The sequence below is a fragment of the Paenibacillus sp. B46(2026) genome (genome assembly GCF_056786355.1).
Genome location: NZ_CM165907.1, coordinates 1,235,155 through 1,256,011 on the forward strand (window position 1 = coordinate 1,235,155; position 20,857 = coordinate 1,256,011).

Consider the following 20,857-nt stretch of genomic DNA (forward strand, 5'->3'; position numbering starts at 1 on the left):
AACGAATATTTAGTGGGAAATTGCTATCGTGCAACTTCTATAATTCTGATTTTTGCTGTGGTTACGTGACATTCTCTCATGCTTCAGTGTGCTTCTTACATTGTTTCAATTTCTACTTCACTTATAGGACCCCCAGGTAAGTTACTTCGTAGAATATATCGTTATAAAGTCATATTAATATTAGCTTTTAGAGCAAAAATGGTTCTAAGGTACTGGTTCTGTGGGTGTATTTTTCGTTTTCAAACTTTATTATTACGTTTGTTAATGCAAGCTCCAAATTATCGGATCTGTGGCGTGATAGTTCAAACACCTAAAGAAAACACAAGTGAACGAAAAGACAGTCCATTGTTGCCCTTTCGCAGGAACGCTAAGATGAAGTTGTTAAAGCGTTTACATCACGTGATGAAGGGAGCTTAAATCGGATGCCAGAAATTACGATCAGGCTGTATGAAGGCAGGACGGATGAGCAAAAGCAGGAGATAGTGGAGGTGTTCACACGCGAGCTCTCGCGTATTATCGACCGTGAGCCGGATTACATTTCCATCGAATTCAATGAAATTCCATGGGACGAGAACGTTCCTGATAACTTGAGAAGCGCGCAATCACAGAAGCAGGGAGGGGAGAAGACGTGAAGCCGGCAGATATCGTGCCACCAAGCCGGGGTGCAACCGGACTTCACTCGTCTGGTCTGGGCGCTCGGCTCGGAGATGCGGGACGTTATCTGTGGCGATACCGGATACTATATCTGCTCTCCGTGCCGGGCATTCTGTATTTTTTCCTCTTCAAATATGTACCTTTATTCGGTTCATTGATTGCCTTTCAGAACTACAACATTTTCAAAGGCATCAGCGGAAGTGATTGGGTAGGTCTGGAGCATTTCCAGAAGATGTTCAGCCATTATGATTTTTTAAGGATTCTCAATAACACACTTCTGCTTGGACTATATGATCTGGTGATTGCATTCCCGGTACCGATCTTACTGGCGATTCTGCTGAATGAAGTACGGATGATTGTGTTTAAGCGTTTGCTGCAAACGATTGTTTACATGCCTCACTTTCTGTCCTGGGTCGTCATTAGCGGTATCTTCATGGGTATTTTCTCGATGGATGCCGGGGTGGTGAACAAGGCACTTGGATTTCTGGGCATGCAGCCGATCTACTTCCTTGGAGAAGACTCGTACATTCGTTCCATTCTAATCGGTTCCGGGATCTGGCGCGACTCCGGGTACGGCACGATTATTTTCCTGGCTGCCATTGCGGGCATCAATCCTGATCTGTATGAGGCGGCAGAGGTAGATGGAGCCGGACGTTTGAAGCAAATATGGTCGATTACTCTGCCATCCTTGCTGCCAACGATTATGATTTTGTTGCTGCTGCACATCGGGAAGTTCCTTGATCTGGGCTTTGAGCGTGTGTTTGTATTCCTGAATCCGCTCAATCTGGAATCTGGCGAGATTCTCGATACGTACATCTACAAAGCCGGGCTTCTCTCACAGCAATACAGCTATACAACAGCCATCGGGTTGTTCAAGTCGGTCGTGGGCCTGATGCTTATTCTACTCGGTAACTTCTTTAGCAAAAAAACAACCGGCGAAAGCCTATATTAGGAGGCGAGATGGATGCGTACCCCCAGTGTCCGTTACCGTATATTTCGCATTGGAAATCTCGTTTTTCTTACGCTGCTCTCGTTGACGATGATTCTGCCTTTCATTAATGTACTGGCCCAGTCACTTAGCAGCTCGGAAGCGATCATGGGCGGAAAGGTTAGCTTCTGGCCTGTGGCTTTTACCTGGATCAATTATGAATATGTATTCGGCGATGCTTCGTTCTGGCGGGCTTTTGCGGTATCGGTTGGGGTGACGCTGTTCGGGACGCTGGTCAATCTCGCTGCAACGGCATCGCTGGCGTATCCCGTTTCCCGTCCAGAGTACAAAGGGCGCTCCCTGGTTGTCATGTTTGTCCTTGTGACCGTTGTATTCTCGGCGCCGCTCATTCCGAACTTTATCTTGATGAAGGAACTGCATCTGGTCAACAATCCGCTGGTACTGATTGTGCCAGGAGCGATTAATGCCTTTAACTTTTTCGTCATGCGCTCGTTCTTTGCACAGCTGCCGGGTGAACTGATCGACGCTGCCCGCATCGATGGCTGTGGGGAATTCGGCATTATCTGGCGTATCGTCATTCCATTGTCCAAACCGGCCATGGCATCACTCGGCATTTTCTATGCGGTGGGACACTGGAACGCTTACTCCACTGCGCTCTATTATCTGAATGATCCGGCCTGGTGGCCGATCCAGGTAACACTCAAGAAGCTGTTTGAGAGTGACGATATTTCCGTCGATCCAGGTTCTGCCGTCTACAGTACCCTTGCACATACGTCGCCGGAAGGCATCAAAATGGCAACCATCATCATCGCCACCTTGCCGATTATTATCATTTACCCTTTCCTGCAAAAGCATTTTGTAAAAGGAATCATGGTCGGTTCCGTCAAATCTTAAGTACAAGAAGCATACAGATCTGACGGAAACGGGGGAATGGCGATGTTCAGAATCTTGATTACGGATGATGAGCCGATGATTCGGATGGGTCTGGCGAAGATGATCAAGCAAGCGGGACTGTTCGACTGTGAGATTCGGCAGGCTGCGCATGGGGAAGAGGCCCTTCAGGTGGTAGATGCCTTTCGGCCGCACATCCTGTTTACGGATATCCGCATGCCGACGATGGATGGTATTGAGCTGTGTCGACGTTTATCCGAGCAAGGAAGTACGATGCGCATTATTGTGGTTTCCGGTTATTCGGACTTTGAATATGCAAGAGCCTGTATGGATTATGGGGTAAAGCGATATCTGCTGAAGCCTGTGGGACGACAGGAGCTTCATGAACTGCTGCTCAAATTGCTGACCACCGAACAGGATAAACCTACGGTTTCCCTTGTACCCGTGAGGGAGCTGAATGATTGGGCGATGCGTCTGGAAGAGGCTATATGGGAGTTACGGCAATCCGATGTGACGGAGCTGCTCGCAGCATGGGCTGGTCGGTATCCGGCATATTCCCTGATGCCTGAGCAGACAGCGGAGCTTTTTCAAGAATTGTTGGAATTGATTGTGGCCCGCATGAACGCACGTGGCAACGGAACGATGAGTACATCCTGCGAGATAAATGAAAGCGCTTCCTCAAAAGAGTGCTTCGAGGCTCTGGGCAATGAGATCCACACGTTAATGAAGGCGATCAAGGAAAAGCGCAGTGGCAAGCGCAAGCATCCGGTGGAAGAAGCAAAAGCCTATCTGGAGAAGCATTTGCGCCGGGAAGTGTCACTGGACGAGATTGCTTCCAAGCTTGGACTGAACCCATCCTATTTCAGCCAACTGTTCAAGCAGACGACAGGTCAGACCTTTATCCAATACCGGATACGCAGCAAAATGGAACTGGCCAAACGCATGCTGGAACAGCCGGGCAACCGGATTACGGATATATCCTACGAAGTGGGGTATGCGGATCATCCCCATTTTACCAAGACATTCAAGAAGATTACCGGACTGACCCCGTCCGAATACCGCAGCAAGTTGGGCATTGAATGATGAAGCGCAGCCTGTCCATCCGCTTGTTCTTTCATTTTGCCGTCGTGATTACGTTGTCCCTGTCTGCCATTGGCTTGTTTACCTATACCTATGCCTCGACTGAAATGAACGACCAGCTCGCGGACAACATCGCCCAAACGATGCGCAATACGGCATACCAGACCGATCTGTATTTGCAAAATTATGATCGTGCAACCTACTCCATCCTCTCGAATGGAAGTGTGAAGCACTTTCTCGATATGAATTCGGAGGATAGTTATGCCTATTACGAGTATAGCCGTCAGATTAAAAGGAACGTGTTCCCGCCTGTTTTTATGTTATACCCACAGATCAAGTTCCTGTATGTTATCGGGGAGAACGGGCGGGTAGTCATCGATGACAACCAGAATTCAGCCGGCATACCGGATATCGATGTTGCACATCAGTATAAGGAGTTGCTCGCTGCAACCCCTGCAAATGGCGAATCGACTTTGATTACCCGCAGCATTCGCAGTGGACAGAATGCAAACGTCATTACGATTGCTCGCCGGATCAGGGGAGTGTCCTCATATACACCAAACGGAGTGCTGGCGATGGAAGTGAATGTGCTGGAGCTTGACAACATCTGGGGAGAACTCGATCTCGGTCAAGTGGGCTATCAGTATGTAATGGATCAGAACGGAAATGTCATCTACACTCCTGGTGAAGAAGAGGCGCAGATCGTGATGACATCCAGCACGGTGGACAGACTTATGCACATGGAGGCAGGGTCACTGGAACAGAACACGGATGGCACCAGACGGCTGTTTATATCGGAGTTGTCTGCCTATTCGGGCTGGCGCTTTGTCGCTTCCGTGCCGCTGTCAGAGCTGCAAAGACCGATTGCAACGATCCGCTCAGCCACATTATGGGTTGGTGCAGGGACCTTGCTCGCTGCACTTGTTGTGGCCTACCGGATCGGAGCATCTCAAGTGGAACCGATTCGGGTGCTGATGAACGGAATGAGACAGACGGAGAAGGGAATCTGGAACAAGGTGGAGATGAAGGAAAGGCGCGATGAAATTGGTGTGCTGATCCGCAGCTATAATCTGATGGTCAGCCGCCTGTCGGACATGATTGAGAGTGTATACGAGTCGGAGCTGCGCCGCCAGAAGTCGGAAATTGAGCTTCAGCAGGAGGCACTGGAACGGCACCGTGCGGAATTTCAGGCGCTTCAGTTACAGATCAATCCGCATTTTCTCTACAACACCCTGGAAACAATCAAATGTTATGCCGTCGTACAGGACTCCGAAGAAATTGCACAGATGGTGGAATCCATGGCTCATATGCTCCGTTATTCCATTCAGACCAATCTGGAGGAAATTACGGTTGCCAATGAGTTGAAGCATGTGCTGGCCTACCTTTCCATCATGAAACATCGCATGGATCGGGAGCTTGAAGTTGAGGTCATCATTGCACCGGATCTGTTGCTGGAAAAAATGGTTCGACTCACCCTCCAGCCCCTGGTGGAAAATGTGTTACAACACGCATTTCCGCGAGGCATGGAGCCCGGTCATTTTATCCGCATCGATGCTCGGCGCCTGGAAGATCGATTTCTTGTCATCGTTCAGGATAATGGTATGGGCATGAGCAAGGCACGTCTGGAGAAGCTGCGTCGCCGTCTGGAACTGAACCGTCTGGCAGGTGAAGACACTGATGATGTTTATCATCGCGGGGGGATCGGACTTATGAATGTACACCGCCGGATTCAGCTGGTATTTGGAGAAACTTACGGCTTGATGATGGAGAGTGAGGAAGGCTTGGGAACGACCATTACGATGGCTCTTCCGGCGGACCAGCACAGCAAGCGAATTTAATTGAAACCAATAACAAGGAGGAAGATAGAACATGAATATCAATTTACAGAACAAAATCGCATTGGTAACAGGTTCCAGTGGAGGGATTGGTGCTGCTATTGCTGGAGCGTTGGCTCGTTGCGGGGCGAAGGTCGCTGTGAATGGTCTGCATAATATGGAGCGGGCGGAGGAAGTCGTGACTGCAATCCGGGATGCTGGTGGTAAAGCGGCGGCATTTCAGGCAGATGTGACGGATACGGATGCCATCAGAGCGATGGTTGAAGATATTACACTCCGTTTCGGCGGTCCAATTGACCTGTTGGTTAACAACGCGGGACATCTGGTGGAGCGGAGCTCCATTGAAACGATGAGTGAGGAGCTGTACAGCCGAATTATGGATGTCAATCTGAAGAGCACCGTCTTTGTCTCCAAAGCAGTCATTCCTGGCATGAAGGCGGCTGGTGGCGGACGAATTATCAATCTGACCTCCGTAGCGGCTCATAATGGGGGCGGGCCGGGTGCAGCTATTTACGCAGCATCCAAGGCGGCTGTCATGGCGTTAACCAAAGGGCTTGCCAAAGAGCTTGCCCCTGGCGGGATTACGGTGAATGCGCTCTCCCCAGGCTTCATCGGACAGACGGCGTTCCATGCTACGTTCACCTCGGCAGAAGGTCGGTCTTCTGCGGTAAGCAGCATCCCGCTTGGACGAGAAGGGACTCCCGATGATGTTGCAGGAGCGGCGCTGTACCTCTGTTCCGAGCTGGGTTCTTTTATAACCGGAGAAACGATTGAAATCAATGGCGGAATGTACATGCGTTGATGCTACACCATTGCGATAAGGAGGGGACGATACGATGGAAGTGAAGCGGAAGCTTGCAGAAAGACCGTTGTACCAACCAATCAGTGGGCCGTTCCATGTGGACTATGAACCTGATGAACATACCGTTCTGGCAGAGAATCCGCCAAGGTTTACCTGGATGGCAGCACAGCAGGAGGATGAGAATGCCTATCTGCTGCAGGTGTCGGCGAGCCCTTCTTTTCAGGAAGAAGAGACGATGACCTTTACGCCGCTCCCGTATAACTTTTTCACGCCAGACCGGGTGTTTGAACCGGGGGAGTATTATTGGCGATATGCGCTGCTTGTAGATTATCCAGTGCAGCAAGGGAGCGAATCCGAAGCGGACGTCTCACAGGGGAAGCAAGGAGAAATGTCGGCATGGAGTGAGGTGCGGCGATTTACGGTGTCAGCGGGATTACCGGAAACACCGCTGCCTTCCCGGGCACAGCGATATGTTTCCACAGACACGTCTCACCCACGGCTGTGGCTTGGTGAGCGTGGGCTGAATGCACTTGCCGATGGTGTTGCGTCCGATTCCACGTATTGCGGCTGGGATGCGTTTATGGCAAATTCCGTAGAGCCGTGGGCAAACCGTGAGCCCATTCGTGAACCGCAGCCTTACCCGGAGAACAAACGTGTCGCCGCACTTTGGAGACAAATGTACATCGACTGTCAGGAAGTGTTATATGCGATTCGTCATCTGAGTATCGCTGGGCGAGTGCTGCGAGACGAACGGCTGCTTGATGCGGCGAAAACCTGGCTGTTGCATGTGGCAGCTTGGGATACGGAGGGAACGACCTCCCGCGATTATAATGACGAGGCGGCTTTTCGGGTTGCCGCTGCGCTTGCTTGGGGTTATGACTGGCTGCATGATGAGTTGAACAGTGAAGAGCAGGAAGTGGTAAGGCGCAGTTTGCTGCGGCGGACAGAACAGGTAGCCCAGCATGTGATGGTCCGCTCCAAGATTCATCATGTGCCCTATGACAGCCATGCGGTTCGTTCATTGTCTTCCGTACTTGTACCGTGCTGTATGTCCTTGTTGCATGAGGAGCAGCAGGCTGCACAGTGGCTGGATTATGCAATCGATTATTATGCCTGTCTGTACTCCCCTTGGGGTGGCAGTGATGGGGGATGGGCCGAAGGTCCGATGTATTGGACAACAGGCATGGCCTATGTGACCGAAGCGATGAATTTGCTGCGAAACTATGCGGGTATCGACTTTTTCCGTCGACCATTTTTTCAGCGTACCGGGGATTTTCCGTTCTACGTCTACCCGCCTGATGCACGGCGCGCCAGCTTTGGGGACCAGTCTACGCTGGGTGACCCGGTAAACTTGAAAACAGGCTATCTTGTGCGCCAACTGGCTGGGGTTACAGGTAACCGCTGGTACCAGTGGTACTTTGAGCGTGTACGTCAATCAGACCCGGGGACAGAGGGTGCTTTTTATAACTACGGTTGGTGGGACTTTAACTTTGACGAATTAGTATACCGCCATGATTATCCCCAGGTGGAGGCTGAGTCGCCTGTGGACATCGAGTCGCTTAAGTGGTTCCGTGATGTGGGGTGGGTAGCCATGCATCACCGGATGGATGATCCGGATGAGCATATCATGCTGCTTCTCAAGTCGAGCCGTTACGGCTCGATCAGCCACAGTCATGCGGATCAGAACAGCTTTACCCTGCATGCATTCGGGGAGCCGCTCGCCGCGGATACCGGTTATTATATCGCGCACGGCAGCTCCTTTCACCGGGAATGGCGCAGGCAGACACGCTCCAAAAACAATCTGCTGATTGGCGGAGCAGGTCAGTATGCCGAGAACAACAAGGTGCTGAATATGGCCGCAACCGGACAGATCGAAGAGGCCTATTGGCGGGATGGCGATGGTTATGTGCGCGCGGTAGCGACCGATGCCTATGCCAGCACCGTACCCCATGTGAAGCGTGTTGTACGGGAGATTCATTTTCTGCAATCATCCTATTTCGTCATTGTGGACCACATTGACCTGGAGAAGCCGGACAGCGTTCAATGGCTGTTCCATGCACTGCACCCGCTACAGCTGAAAGGGCAGGGCTTCCGTCTGAACGGTAATAAGGCGGGGTTTGAGGGTACGTTTGTATATGCTTCCTCCGGTGAACTGGCGCTTAGCCAGACGGATCAATTCGCAGAGGTGGACCCGGCAGAGTATGAAGGATTAGAAAGACATTATCATCTGAGCGCGGAAACGCGACCTGCTTCAAGTCATAGAATTGTAACGCTGCTTGTACCATATAAGATCGAGGAGCCGAAGTATGTCCCCTATTTCATTGATGACCAGGATCACGGCATCCATCTCTATTTTACCGACAACGGTGTAACGAAGAAGATTGAGGTATCCAAGGCGTACTAGGAAGTGCTGACCTAAAGAAAACGCAATATCATCTAAAACATCCCCATTGTTGCAGGCGGTGGGGATGTTTTAATATCTATTTGAAAGCGCTTCACCAATGAGTGGTACCTAAATCTAAATCAGGATGAAAAGAGGGGTAGCATGAAAAAGTGGATGGTCTCAGGCATGGCGCTATTGCTGGCGGCAGCTGTCATGACGGGATGCAACAAAGGGAGCGGAGCGACATCCGGTGAGGGCGGGGGAGACGGCAAAACGAAATTTTCCATGTCACTACGTACGCTGGCGTATACGTATGTGGAGAAGTCACCCGACATCAACCAGGATAAATGGGTGAAAAAGCTGGAGGATTTGACCAATACCGATCTGAAAATCGTCCTGGTGCCCCATAAGGAATATGAACAGAAAATGGTCCAGATGTTTGCCACCAATGATATTCCTGACGTGGTGCAGGGTGACGGCGGCGTCAACGGCAAAGAGATGGCAGGCTCGGTCGAAGCCGGGGTTTTTCAGCCCCTGGATGAACTGCTGCAGCAGTACGGGCAAGATCTGCTCAAAGCTGTACCGAAGGAAGCTTGGGACCAGGTAACCCATGACGGCCAGATCTATGCCATCCCCGAATATCTATCCAATCCATCCCGCCGGGCAACCTGGATTCGCAAGGATCTGCTGGATCAAACAGGACTGCCGGTGCCCACAACGGTTGAGGAAACTATGGACGTTTTGCGCGCCTTTAAGAAGCTTGGCGTGGAAAATCCGTATATGGGGCGTGAGGATTTCAAATATGCGGATACCTTTTTCGGTGCCTATGACGTACAGCAATTCCTGTCCATGATGGAGCAGCAGGGCGACCAGGTTGTACCGAAGTTCATGGATAATGAGAATATGCAGAAAGCCCTAACTGTTTATAAGACGATGTACGAGGAAGGGCTCATCAACAAAGAGTTCGCGACAATTAATTCTACCGTATTCAAAAATACGATTCTCTCTGGCAAGGCAGGCATGTGGTCCATGAACGCCAACGAACTGATCCAATGGGAGAAGCAGATTAAAGCGTCGGTTCCCGATGCTAAAATCGAAATTATCCCTTCCCCTGTCGGCCCGGATGGAAAGGGTGGTTATTATTTGTACGGTCCGGTGACACGTGCCTACTTTATTAATAAGGATGCGGCTGATCCGGCTTCCATTATCCGTTTCTTTAACTGGATGGTGTCAGACGAAGCCGAGAAGTTTTTCACATACGGCACAGAAGGAGAGACCTACACAGAGGATAATGGCGTGATTTCATACACAGCTCCAACAGACTCTGCTGGTGTGGACGAAGAGCGTTACCGTCAGTCGTTCTTATGGTTCGTACAGGACACGACGTACAATAAGGGCTCGTTATCGCTGACAGAAGAAGGCAGAAAGCTGATGAATATTTACGATACCATTTTAGCCAAAGAAGGTCGGGATGGCATCAACTTTGATCCGCGTTTGGAAGCTTTTGTACAGAATCCCGATATTGCTCCCAATTCGGATACACCTCCTCAGGTATTGCTCACACACATGATCAAGATGGTTTATGGTAAGGAGCCAATTTCCGATTGGCCGAAAGTGGTAGAGGAATGGAAATCCAAGGGCGGCGATCAGGCAATCAAAGAAGCCACGGAGAAATTCAAAAATGGCGAAGGTGTCTCCGCACCCCGACGCTAGATTTAAGGGGTGTCCGGGAAACAGTTTAAGTGAGTCAGGTGAATATGGAGGGGATACAGGTGAAGGACTTGTTCAAAACGTGGAAGAAGCGGGTTGTACTTGTTGCCATGTCTCTTATGCTCATCAGCAGTACCGCCGTTCCGGTGCAGGAAGCCCGGGCCATGAAAGACGCTGTTCCTCATTCTAACTTAAACGCACTACAGGTAGGGAATATTGCAGAACCAGATGGCCCTGAACTTGAAATTTACGCGGAAAACTTCGATGACCCGGACAATTTTGGCTCTACTGGCGGAATTACGCTGAAGGCTCCATGGATACAGGAAGGAGAAGGAGGAAGCAAGGCCAAAACGTCCTCCTCGACAACCGCACCATCGCTGCCCAATATGATCAAGATAGATGGAACCGATGCACTCGCGCTGCCACTTGATCTGACCGGATACGGAAATATCCGACTGAGCTACTACACACGCGCCTCATCCTATATCAGCGGAAGCATTATTATCGAATGGTCGAAGGACGGAGGCAGTTCCTGGACGACGCTGGAAACCTTTGAACTTCCTCCAGGCACCCCGGATCTGAAAAACAAGGAAGGCAATACGCTTAAAAGCTGGTTGCTGGGTTCGGAGGCGAACAATAACAGCACGGTGAAAATTCGTTTTCGGACAGGAGATGCCATGCAGGCCAACATGTATATCGACAATGTTGCCATTTACGGTCAGGCCATTCCGGGTATAACGCCTGCCCCTTCCCCAGTGCCGCCTGGAGAGGAGAATACTGAATTTACGCCACCACAAGGAGTGACGTTATACGAGGATGTGGAGATTGGCAAGGCTGGTGGGCGAGGAATCTATTCATCCATTGCTGTTCCCGAGACAGCGGCAACTGAACCGATGCCAGTCATGATCTATATTCACGGAGGTGGGTGGAATCACGGGGACCGGAAGCAGGCATTGAACTCCATATGCAATTATGTACTCAAACGCGGTTACATCGGTGTATCTCTGGACTACCGGCTGACGCCTGAGGCGCCTTTTCCTGCCCAGATTCAGGATGTCAAACTTGCTATTCGATATTTGCGGGCCCATGCCGCCCAGTACAATCTGGACCCAAGTCGTATCGGCGTCTGGGGATCATCTGCGGGCGGTCACCTGGCCGCATTACTCGGGACCACGGGGGACTTGGTCGCTGGTGATCCCGTCGTGCTTGATACAGGAGTCACGGTAGAGGTACCAGATCTCGAGGGTTCTGGCGGATGGCCTGAGTATTCGGACAAAGTGCAGGCGGTTGCCGACTGGTACGGACCCGCTGATTTTACGACGACATTTGCCAATAATTATAGCTCGGTCACGGCTCTGCTTGGCGGTCATCGCGCATTGGATGTACCGGAACAGGCCAGACTTGCGATGCCGGGCACCTATGCTTCACCGGATGATCCACCGTTCTGGATTCGCCACGGGGATGCTGACGCCACCATTCCATACACGGACAGTGTTACTTTTGCAGAGCAGCTTCAATCTGCGGGTGTGCCGATTGTGGATGTGAAGATTGTACCCGGTCAGGGCCATGGATTTACAGGTACAGCTTCCGAGAATGCCAATGCGGAGGCATGGGCCTTCCTGGATGAACATGTGAAGAACCGGATCGTTACGGAGCCAATTATTTTCAAAAGCAACCCCGAAGATACTTCATCTGGCGAGGGCGAAGATGAAGAAGAACGACCGTTGATGGAGAAGGTCATCGCCAGCAAGCTGCCAAGCGACGATGCGGCGATTGATAGCAGCAAGCCTGATCTGAATTTCAATCAGGCTACAGGTTCCAGCACCGGATTACTAAGCATCTCTTCCACTTCGTCGACCAAGAAATATGTATATTTCAAATTTGATATGACCGGAAATAATTCCGAAGGAGACCGGTATCGACTGCGGATTGCAGCGAAGAAAGGCACTTCAAATACCGATACGGAGTTGTCCCTTTACGGTTTGGATGCCACAGACTGGAGTGAATCATCACTAACCTGGTCGAATGCTCCCGTCCAAAGTCTGAGAGAAGGTTCGCTGCTGGGCACATTTCAGGTCACGGCAGATCGGAATGGAAGCCCGGCCGTCTATGAAGTGGATATAACCGATTATGTGAAGGAACGTGCAGATGTTGGGCAAGTGGCATTTCTGCTCGCGGACGCGGGGGCAACAGGTGTTTCCGTGAACGTATACACCAAGGAAGCCAACGGAACGAGCAATCCGCGTCCACAGTTATCAGTCATTGCTTTAATCGAAGAGGGCAGTGACACGCAGTCACCCGAATGGGAGCAGGGAGCCGAGTTGGAGATTCGCAACTGGGGAACGGATTTTGTGGAACTGAGATGGCCAGCGGCCAGCGATGATACGGTTGTATCTGCCTACCGGATTTATCGGGATGGAGTTATGCTGGCAGAACAAGGTAAGCAGTCATTCAGGGACAGCGGACTTGCAGCGGAAACACCATATACATTTCAAGTGAGGGCGATTGACGAAGCGGGCAACATCAGCAGTTCTTTATCAACCGATATGACCACCCTTTCGGTTCCGGTATCGTCCCTGCCTGTGGCTTCCGTCACGGCAAGTGGCAGCGACGGTAACCTGGCGACCAATACCATCGACAATAACAGTTATACACGCTGGTCTGTTGCCGGAGAGGGGCAATGGATCACGTTTGATCTGGGGCAAGCACAGCATGTGGGCTATGTTGGGATTGGTTTTTACAAAGGGGATATCCGAAAGACATTTTTTGAGATGGAATCGTCTGTTGACGGTGAGCAGTGGACCCAGATATTTAATGGCGAAAGCAGTGGGGATACAACCGAAATGCAGGCGTTTGATATCCCGGACATGTCTACGCGTTATGTGCGATTCACCGGACGTGGTAATTCCGATGCAAGTATTTACACAAGTCTGACCGATGTGCATCTGTATGCTCCTTTTGCAGGGGGAGGGACACCTGTGGCTCAGATTCCATACATCGTGCCACAACCACCTGAAGGGACGATGCCCTTTATCGCCCCAGGTCTGACGGAAACAGATGGCACAACACATCCTGTCCATGCTCCACAGGCCGTGACCGGACGTACAATTGATGTACGGGAATATGGAGCAGATCCCGCTGACAATATGAGTGATGACCGCCCTGCTATACAGGCTGCCATAGACGAGGCCAACGTTGGGGATGAAGTATTTTTGCCTGATGGGGTGTACAATTTGTTATCCGGGCCGGATGGAAGCACCAACCTGATGCTCAAATCCGGAGTGAATCTGAGAGGTGAGAGCCGTGAAGCAACCGTGCTCAAGACATCGCTGGATCAGGTGACGGGAAGTGCCGTTCTGAAAGCATCGGCTCAGCATAGCATTCTCGTATCCAACATGACCATAACTTCATCCTGGTCCGGCAGCTACACGACTGATCATCAATCCAATAACCCCTCCGCAGGGGGGCCGGATAGCATGATCCATATCGCCAATTATGGCGAGGCACCATCGTATGACATTACGATTGACGGCGTAATTGTGGAGAAGTTCAAACGAATGGCGATCCGCATTGAGCACAGTCGCGATGTTGTTGTGAAGCATGCAACATTCCGTAATGCAACAGATCTGGGCCCTGGGGGTTCAGGTTACGGAATTTCGATTCAGGGAACGGCCAAGACCGATCGGCTCGGATTTGACAATGATACGTTATGGAATGTGGTGGAGGATAGTACATTTGAAGGTCCTTATCTCAGACATGGAGCACTGATTCAGTTTGTGGCTCATAATAACGTGTTACGTGGCAATACATTTAACGGAACAAAGCTGGATGCTATTGATCTTCATGGTGAACTGGAGTATTTAAATGAAATCTCCTGCAATGTCATTATGGATGTGCTGACAGGTGCAGGGATTGGGCTTGGCAATACAGGAGGTTCGGCGCCCAGCAACCACAGCAAGTCTGGCAAAGGGAACTACATTCATGACAACACAATCATGAACAGCCGAATCGGTATTTCGGTGACCATGGGTACCCCCGATACCCTAATTGAGGATAATCTCATCGAGAATACTACCATGATTGCAGAGGCAGCAGGGATCAAAGTGTTGAACGGACCGGGTACGGTGATTCGCGGCAATGTAATTCGTAACAATTCGGCGAGCGGTTACTGGGGCGTGAGGCTTGAGCGCGACAAAGGCGATGCCGGAGCAGGCAATGTCGGCGAAGGGGACCCTGAGAATGTGTGGATTGAACATAATCGGATTGAAGGGAATACAAACGGAATCGGTCTCTTTGCCGGAGTAGGCATTCTGCTGAAGGCCAACATTCTAAACAATGTGAATGAGGACTACTACAAAGCAGCAGGTGTGACCGTTACCGAGTTATAAAGGATCAGAACAAGTAGCCTGGCAGGCGTCTATATAAGTTGAAGCTCAATTTTACACCTAAACGGAGAGTGCAGAACCAATTTGAAGAAGCGTAGCGTTTGCCTTTATCACCGGATTTTTCCCTTAAATAAAGGGAATGATGAAAATCTGGGGATAAGAGCGATCGGAAAATGGTACTGCAATCGGAGTGATAAGGTGTAACATTTATAGTTCAACTTATGTAGCCTGATGGGCTACTTTTTGTTGTGAATCATTTATTTAAGATTCATTAAAGGTTTGTCCTCTACCATGGTTTCATAAGCCTACGTTGCTTAACAGAAACCAAGAAGGAGGATTCATCATTTGTATAGTTTACTACGTAAAGTTGCAGTAACGGCCTTGTCCGTGACGATGGTAACATCATCTTTTTTTGCTCTGGTAGGAAGCCCAAATGCTGCGTTTGCCGCTAAGGATACAACCACCAGCACAGGCATCACGCAAGCTTATGAATCGTTGTTCCAGACGGATAACGTCATTGACGTGAATGTAACGATTGATGATGCAGACTGGAAGAGCATGCTCGAAAGTCCGCTGGATAAGGATTATAAGAATGTTAGTGTGGAAGTGGACGGAAACAAGCTGGACAACGTCGGTTTCTCCACCAAGGGCAATCTGACCCTGAAAGCCGTAGCCTCAATGGAAGATTCGGCCCGCTACAGCTACAGACTGAAGTTTGATAAATACGACAAAACACAAACCCTGCTTGGACTGGACAAAATGGTACTGAACAATAACTACGCCGATCCGTCGTATATGCGTGAAGTTCTCCACTATGAAGCACTGCGGAGTATTGGCATGGATGTACCGATGACGAACTATGTTAATCTGTACGTTAACGGCGAGCTTGTTGGTTTCTATACCGGCGTTGAAGCGGTGGATGACAGCTATCTGGAGCGCAACTACGGTGAGGATTACGAAGAAGGCGTCCTCTATGATACGGATGAGAAGAGTTATCTTCAATATGAAGAGGGTGGCGACTACAGTACAATCACCAAAGACTTGGGTACAGACGAGAATAAAACCAAACTCAAAAACTTCATCAAAACGCTGAATGACATGCCTGAAGGTGAAAAGGGTGATATCGAGAGTGTGCTGGATGTGGATTCGGCACTGAAATATATCGCGGGCAACATGGTCTTTGGTAACTATGACAGCTATAGCGGCGACAAAGGGCACAACTACATGCTCTACGGCGATACAGATGGCAAATTCACCGTTGTACCTTGGGACTTTAACATGTCCTTTAATGGATACTCGGGTGGAGGCGGACGTGGAACAACAGGATCAACGACGACCAACACCAACGCAACGAACGTATCTGTGGACGAGCCTGTACTGGGCATTAGCATGGAAAATGTACCGATGATCAACAACCTGCTGGCCGTGCCTGAGTATAAGGAAAAATACTTGAGCTACGTCAATGAACTGACAGACTACCTGGAAGGTATTCAGGATCGGATTACTGGCCTTGCCAATGAGATTCGTCCTTATGTAGAAGCAGATCCCACGAAATTCTATACGACAGAACAGTTTGAATCCAACATCGCTTATTCTGCCAATGCAGATGCAGCAGGTGGTATGGGCGGTATACCACCAGAAGGATTTGAAGGCATGACACCACCTGAGGGCATGGAAGGCATGACGCCTCCGGAAGGTTTTGAGGGAATGACACCGCCCGATGGTACAACACCTCCGAATGGCACAACGGGAACAGGAACAACAGATAGCACAGGCAATACGCAGACACGTCCTGGCGGTAACTTTGGCGGAGGTGGAGGTATGGGCTCCATGGCAGCTGGATCGCTGACGACGTTTGCCCTGAACCGACTTGCGAATCTGCAAGAGCAGCTTGGACGCGATGTAACACCTCTGCCAGAGACTTCAGAAGATACAGGCACGGATAACGGAACAGGAACAACAGACAAAGCGATTACTGTATCCCTTGATGGCAAAGCGATTACGTTCCCGGATCAGGACCCGCTAGAGCATAGTGACCGGGTTATGGTACCAGTGAATGCCATCCTGGAAGCTTTGGGTGCAGAAGTAACGTGGGACAAAACAGCGAAGAAGGTAACAGCCGTTTTGAATGACCAGACCCTTGTACTCCAGATCGGAAGCAGCACGGCAACGGTGAATGGTGAAACGCTCGAAATTGATGCACCAGCGATCATTCAAAACAGTCGCACACTTGTACCGGTTCGCTTCATCTCTGAAGGACTGGGACTGACCGTGGATTGGGATCAAACGGCTGCACAAGTAACACTTACATCCAAATAAGCAATTTCTCTCGTAGAGTAACGTTGTTCTATGGAGAACGAGAAAGGGGATTCGATGGTCAGATCGAATCCCCTTTTTGCTCTGCTTTTTCAGGTTAGACGGAGCGAACATCCAGCAAAATTCGGCCTCGTCCATGTCTGGACTCACTTTTGGCATGTGCTTGATTCGCTTCACTTAAAGGAAAGATGAATATATCTTTTTGTCTTTATTCGTCTGTAGATGTCATACTGTGCTCAAACTTTCTTGCTTATGTTATTGGCAACATAATATAAAAATTTAAATACTGATTGTCACTATAAATTTCCAAACCGAAGGACATTCTCATATGATTACGGAGAAAACGTAAAAAATAGATCTTAATAGGCTATTTTTGTGATAAAAGTCACTGCATCATTATAAAATATGTGAACTATCCTACCGATAAGACTATATGTGATATTCGAAACGGAATCGAAATCGGCTTGAATATCCCCACAATTACATAGGGAAAAGGGTGGCTCACACACATACGAAGCATGAGCATCGGTACCAAAATCAGTTTGATCGTTATCAGTATATTTATCGTCTTCTCCTCAGCCGTGGCGATAAGTGTAATCCTGGAGATGAGACAGGGGATTACGACGTTCGCTACAGAGAAGGCAAAGCGGGATCTGGAGATGGCGAATCATATCATTACATATAAGCATCCAGGAGATTGGGCCATTAAGGACGGACAATTATTCAAGGGAGATACTGCGCTGGAAGGAAACTTCGAACTGGTGGATGAGATTGGAGAAGCTTCTGGTGACACCGTGACGATCTTCCGAGGTGATGAACGTGTCGCAACGAATGTCATGGTGGACGGGAAGCGTGCTGTAGGCACGAAGGTGTCCGAAGAGGTCGCTCAGACCGTTTTGCAGCAAGGGGAAAAATACTTCGGTGAAGCCGTGGTTGTGGGTCAGAAATATCAGACGGCCTATGAACCCATCAAGAATGCATCCGGAGAGATTATCGGAATTTTCTATGTAGGGGCTTCTCAATCGTTAATTGATGTGATTATCTCCTCGTTCCTCAAGACGTTCCTGATTGTATTCCTGCTCGCGATGTTGGTCGTGATTACCCTGATCCTGTTGTACGTTCGCAGGGTGAGAGTACGAATCGAACGGGTATCCATGGCGATTAAGCGTGCGGGTACGGGTGATTTCACACAGCCGGTTGTGGACAACGTCCAAGACGAGATTGGATTGCTGGGCACGGGATACAATGAGATGAGAAGTAATCTGCAGGTCATCATTCAAGGTGGACTTCAGGCTGCGGAGAAAGCAGAGCATTCGACCGGGCTTCTACTCCAGATTGCGGACCAAACAGCTAATGAATCGGCGCAGATTGCATCCTCCGTTGAACAAGTGGCACAGGGAGCCGAGAGCCAGACGATCAGTACGGAAGAAAATCTGCAGGCTATGGAAGAAGTGGCTATAGGTGTACAACGTATGGCGGACAAGGCCTCCAGCATCTCGGACTCTGCTTTGTATTCACGCAAACAGGCAGAAACCGGAGGTGAAGCGGTGCAACTGACCGTTCAGCAGATGTCTACAATCGCATCCTCCGTTACCACAACGGATGAAGTTATTCGTATGCTCGAAGGGAAGTCGGCCCAGATTAGCCAGATGGTTTCCACCATTCATGAGATTGCGAATCAAACGAATCTGCTTGCACTCAATGCATCCATTGAAGCGGCAAGAGCAGGGGAGCATGGCAGAGGATTCGCCGTGGTATCTACCGAGGTTCGTAAACTGGCTGAACAAGCTGGAGACTCTTCGGATCGTATTGAAGAATTGGTTCAAGCCATGGAACAAGACATGAAGCAGTCCCTATCGGCCATGTCGAGAGTGAAGGACGAAGTACAAGAAGGGCTGCGTTTGACCCGCGAAACAGAACAAAACTTCAGCCTGATCCGGGATACGAACCTGCGCATGGCCACAGAGATTGAGGACATGGCTGCGACGAGTGAAGAGATGTCCGCAGGCGTGGAGCAGATCGTGGCTTCCGTACATGAGATCGCTCGCCATGCGCAGACGGCTAGTGCCAATTCACAACAGGCAGCTGGATCTGTCCATGAACAGCTCAAGTCGGTAGAACAGATCAAGGCATCTGCGGCAATCTTGTCCAATGTGTCGACAGAGCTCCAGACCTCACTTAGTCCGTTTAAGATTTAATATCTGTTACAATAGGGAAAAGGAGGGACTGCCTATGGCCCCTGATAAAACAAAGCTTTTCCCGAATGAGAATATCCGTACGGTATGTTACATTCAAAACCTGCCGCCTCGTTCCAACGTGGACATCGGTGATTATACGTATTATAGCGATAACACGAATCCGCCAGAGCAATTCTATGACCGGATACAGCATCATTATGATTTTATTGGTGATCGTCTGGTCATCGGCAATTTCTGTGCGATAGCAGAAGGAGTGACATTCATCATGAATGGCGCCAATCACCGGATGGAGGGTATGACGACGTATCCTTTCAACATATTCGGTGGAGGATGGGAGCGTGTGACACCTACACTGGAACAACTTCCATATAAGGGTGACACGGTACTGGGGAACGATGTCTGGCTTGGGCAACATGTAACGATCATGCCTGGTGTAACCATTGGAGATGGCGCCATTGTCGCTTCCAATTCGACCGTTGTTAAGGACGTTGAACCTTATACGATTGTTGGTGGTAATCCAGCCAAGACTGTCAAAAAGCGTTTTGACGAAGAAATAATTGCACTGCTGCTCGAACTGAAGTGGTGGGAGAAGGATGAGGTATGGCTGGATACTTATCTTGAACGTCTTGTCTCTACCTATGATTCTCAGACATTGCGCGAACTTCTGAACAGCAAGTAGCACAGGTGTGAAAAGAAGACAAGAAAATGGCTGGTTCCTGAAGGAGCCATTTTCAAGCAAATCAGGCCCTGGACCGTTTTGAGCGGATCAGGGCCTCTTGTTGTCCAAGATGAAATGTTAATTTAGCGGGTGGGTGGTCGTAGGGTACAATTGGACTTTGTTGATGATGGGGACTTAGAGTGAGTGTGATCTTCTGTATGATCCGGGTTCGTCTGCTTACCTGAGTAAAAGTTAATGATATCATCAACGGTAGAAAAGACGACATTTACATCCATATTATCATTGTGTGTTTGAATAAAAACCTCTTTTCAATGGGTTGTTGCGTTGTTTAATTTAAAGCTTCTTTCATGCTCAAGCCTGCTGTGAATACAGGAACTTTACCTGCAGGTAATTGAATTTCTTTGCCTGTTTTCCGGCTTCTTCCGGTTCTTGCCTCACGCTTCTGTACTTCAAATTTCCCGAATCCAACCAGTTGAACTTCTTTACCTTCTTTGAGAGCTTCGAGAATCGAGTCCAGCACAACGGTTACAGCCTTTTCAGCATTCTTCTTGGAGAAACCGCCAGCCTTAGCTACTTCTGTGATCAATTGTTCTTTATCCATGGGGAATACCTCTCTTTCATTGTTGGGATGTGAAATCTTTACTGTGCAACATATGAGTAAATAAAAAGCTGCCTTATTAATAAGGCAGCTTTCATATAATTAAAGTTTAGTAACGTTCTCAGCTTGTGGTCCACGGTTGCCTTGAGTTACTTCAAATTGAACGCGTTGACCTTCGTCCAAAGATTTGTAACCTTCACCTTGAATTGCACTGAAATGAACGAATACGTCTGTTCCTTCTTCAGTTTCGATAAAGCCGAATCCTTTATCCGCGTTGAACCATTTCACTGTACCTGTTTGCATGTGATTCCTCCAAAAAATAAGTTTTTAGCCGATCATTATGACGAGTATAAATGAAAATTGACACTCACCTGGTG

General features: G+C 49.4%; 14 protein-coding genes. 12 read left to right on the plus strand and 2 right to left on the minus strand.

From position 1 onward, the window contains the following. The first annotated feature begins 422 nt into the window (after positions 1-422). The 12 genes from AC1S8V_RS05585 (at position 423) to AC1S8V_RS05640 (ending at position 19,882) form a co-directional block, all read left to right on the plus strand. Positions 423-632 carry a tautomerase family protein gene (locus AC1S8V_RS05585; RefSeq protein WP_091015745.1) on the plus strand — a complete coding sequence of 70 codons (210 nt, stop codon included), beginning with the start codon at positions 423-425 and terminating at the stop codon, positions 630-632. A 56-nt stretch (positions 633-688) separates the two neighbouring features. Then, the gene (locus AC1S8V_RS05590) at positions 689-1,606 is read left to right on the plus strand and encodes an ABC transporter permease (protein ID WP_482074401.1); all 918 of its coding nucleotides are present in this window, start codon (positions 689-691) and stop codon (positions 1,604-1,606) included. Positions 1,607-1,618: 12 nt separating this feature from the next. Continuing rightward, positions 1,619-2,497 (plus strand): carbohydrate ABC transporter permease, encoded by an 879-nt coding sequence (locus AC1S8V_RS05595; protein ID WP_063567831.1) that lies wholly within the window; start codon positions 1,619-1,621, stop codon positions 2,495-2,497. A gap of 42 nt (positions 2,498-2,539) precedes the next feature. Next, positions 2,540-3,577 (plus strand): response regulator transcription factor, encoded by a 1,038-nt coding sequence (locus AC1S8V_RS05600; RefSeq protein ID WP_482072784.1) that lies wholly within the window; start codon positions 2,540-2,542, stop codon positions 3,575-3,577. Continuing rightward, positions 3,574-5,412, plus strand: a complete 1,839-nt coding sequence (locus AC1S8V_RS05605) for a cache domain-containing sensor histidine kinase (protein WP_482072785.1) — start codon at positions 3,574-3,576, stop codon at positions 5,410-5,412. The genes AC1S8V_RS05600 and AC1S8V_RS05605 overlap by 4 nt, the downstream gene beginning before the upstream one ends. 31 nt (positions 5,413-5,443) lie before the next feature. Continuing rightward, positions 5,444-6,211 (plus strand): SDR family NAD(P)-dependent oxidoreductase, encoded by a 768-nt coding sequence (locus AC1S8V_RS05610; RefSeq protein WP_482072786.1) that lies wholly within the window; start codon positions 5,444-5,446, stop codon positions 6,209-6,211. A 34-nt stretch (positions 6,212-6,245) separates the two neighbouring features. After that, positions 6,246-8,615 (plus strand): DUF4962 domain-containing protein, encoded by a 2,370-nt coding sequence (locus tag AC1S8V_RS05615; RefSeq protein WP_482072787.1) that lies wholly within the window; start codon positions 6,246-6,248, stop codon positions 8,613-8,615. Positions 8,616-8,756: 141 nt separating this feature from the next. Then, on the plus strand, positions 8,757-10,307 hold the full coding sequence (locus AC1S8V_RS05620; RefSeq protein ID WP_482072788.1) for an extracellular solute-binding protein: 1,551 nt from the start codon (positions 8,757-8,759) through the stop codon (positions 10,305-10,307). A gap of 29 nt (positions 10,308-10,336) precedes the next feature. Beyond that, the gene (locus AC1S8V_RS05625; protein WP_482072789.1) at positions 10,337-14,692 is read left to right on the plus strand and encodes an alpha/beta hydrolase fold domain-containing protein; all 4,356 of its coding nucleotides are present in this window, start codon (positions 10,337-10,339) and stop codon (positions 14,690-14,692) included. Between the two features lie 342 nt (positions 14,693-15,034). Then, positions 15,035-17,008: a CotH kinase family protein gene (locus AC1S8V_RS05630; RefSeq protein ID WP_482072790.1), complete on the plus strand. Its 1,974-nt coding sequence runs from the start codon at positions 15,035-15,037 to the stop codon at positions 17,006-17,008. A gap of 515 nt (positions 17,009-17,523) precedes the next feature. After that, entirely contained in the window at positions 17,524-19,203 is a 1,680-nt protein-coding gene (locus AC1S8V_RS05635; RefSeq protein ID WP_482072791.1) for a methyl-accepting chemotaxis protein, read from the plus strand. Positions 19,204-19,237: 34 nt separating this feature from the next. Beyond that, positions 19,238-19,882, plus strand: a complete 645-nt coding sequence (locus AC1S8V_RS05640) for a CatB-related O-acetyltransferase (RefSeq protein ID WP_482072792.1) — start codon at positions 19,238-19,240, stop codon at positions 19,880-19,882. Between the two features lie 328 nt (positions 19,883-20,210). Here the strand turns inward: AC1S8V_RS05640 and AC1S8V_RS05645 are convergent, their stop codons facing one another. Beyond that, positions 20,211-20,483 (minus strand): HU family DNA-binding protein, encoded by a 273-nt coding sequence (locus AC1S8V_RS05645; RefSeq protein ID WP_036606368.1) that lies wholly within the window; start codon positions 20,481-20,483, stop codon positions 20,211-20,213. A 99-nt stretch (positions 20,484-20,582) separates the two neighbouring features. Next, positions 20,583-20,783: a cold-shock protein gene (locus tag AC1S8V_RS05650; protein WP_017690333.1), complete on the minus strand. Its 201-nt coding sequence runs from the start codon at positions 20,781-20,783 to the stop codon at positions 20,583-20,585. Positions 20,784-20,857: the final 74 nt, after the last annotated feature.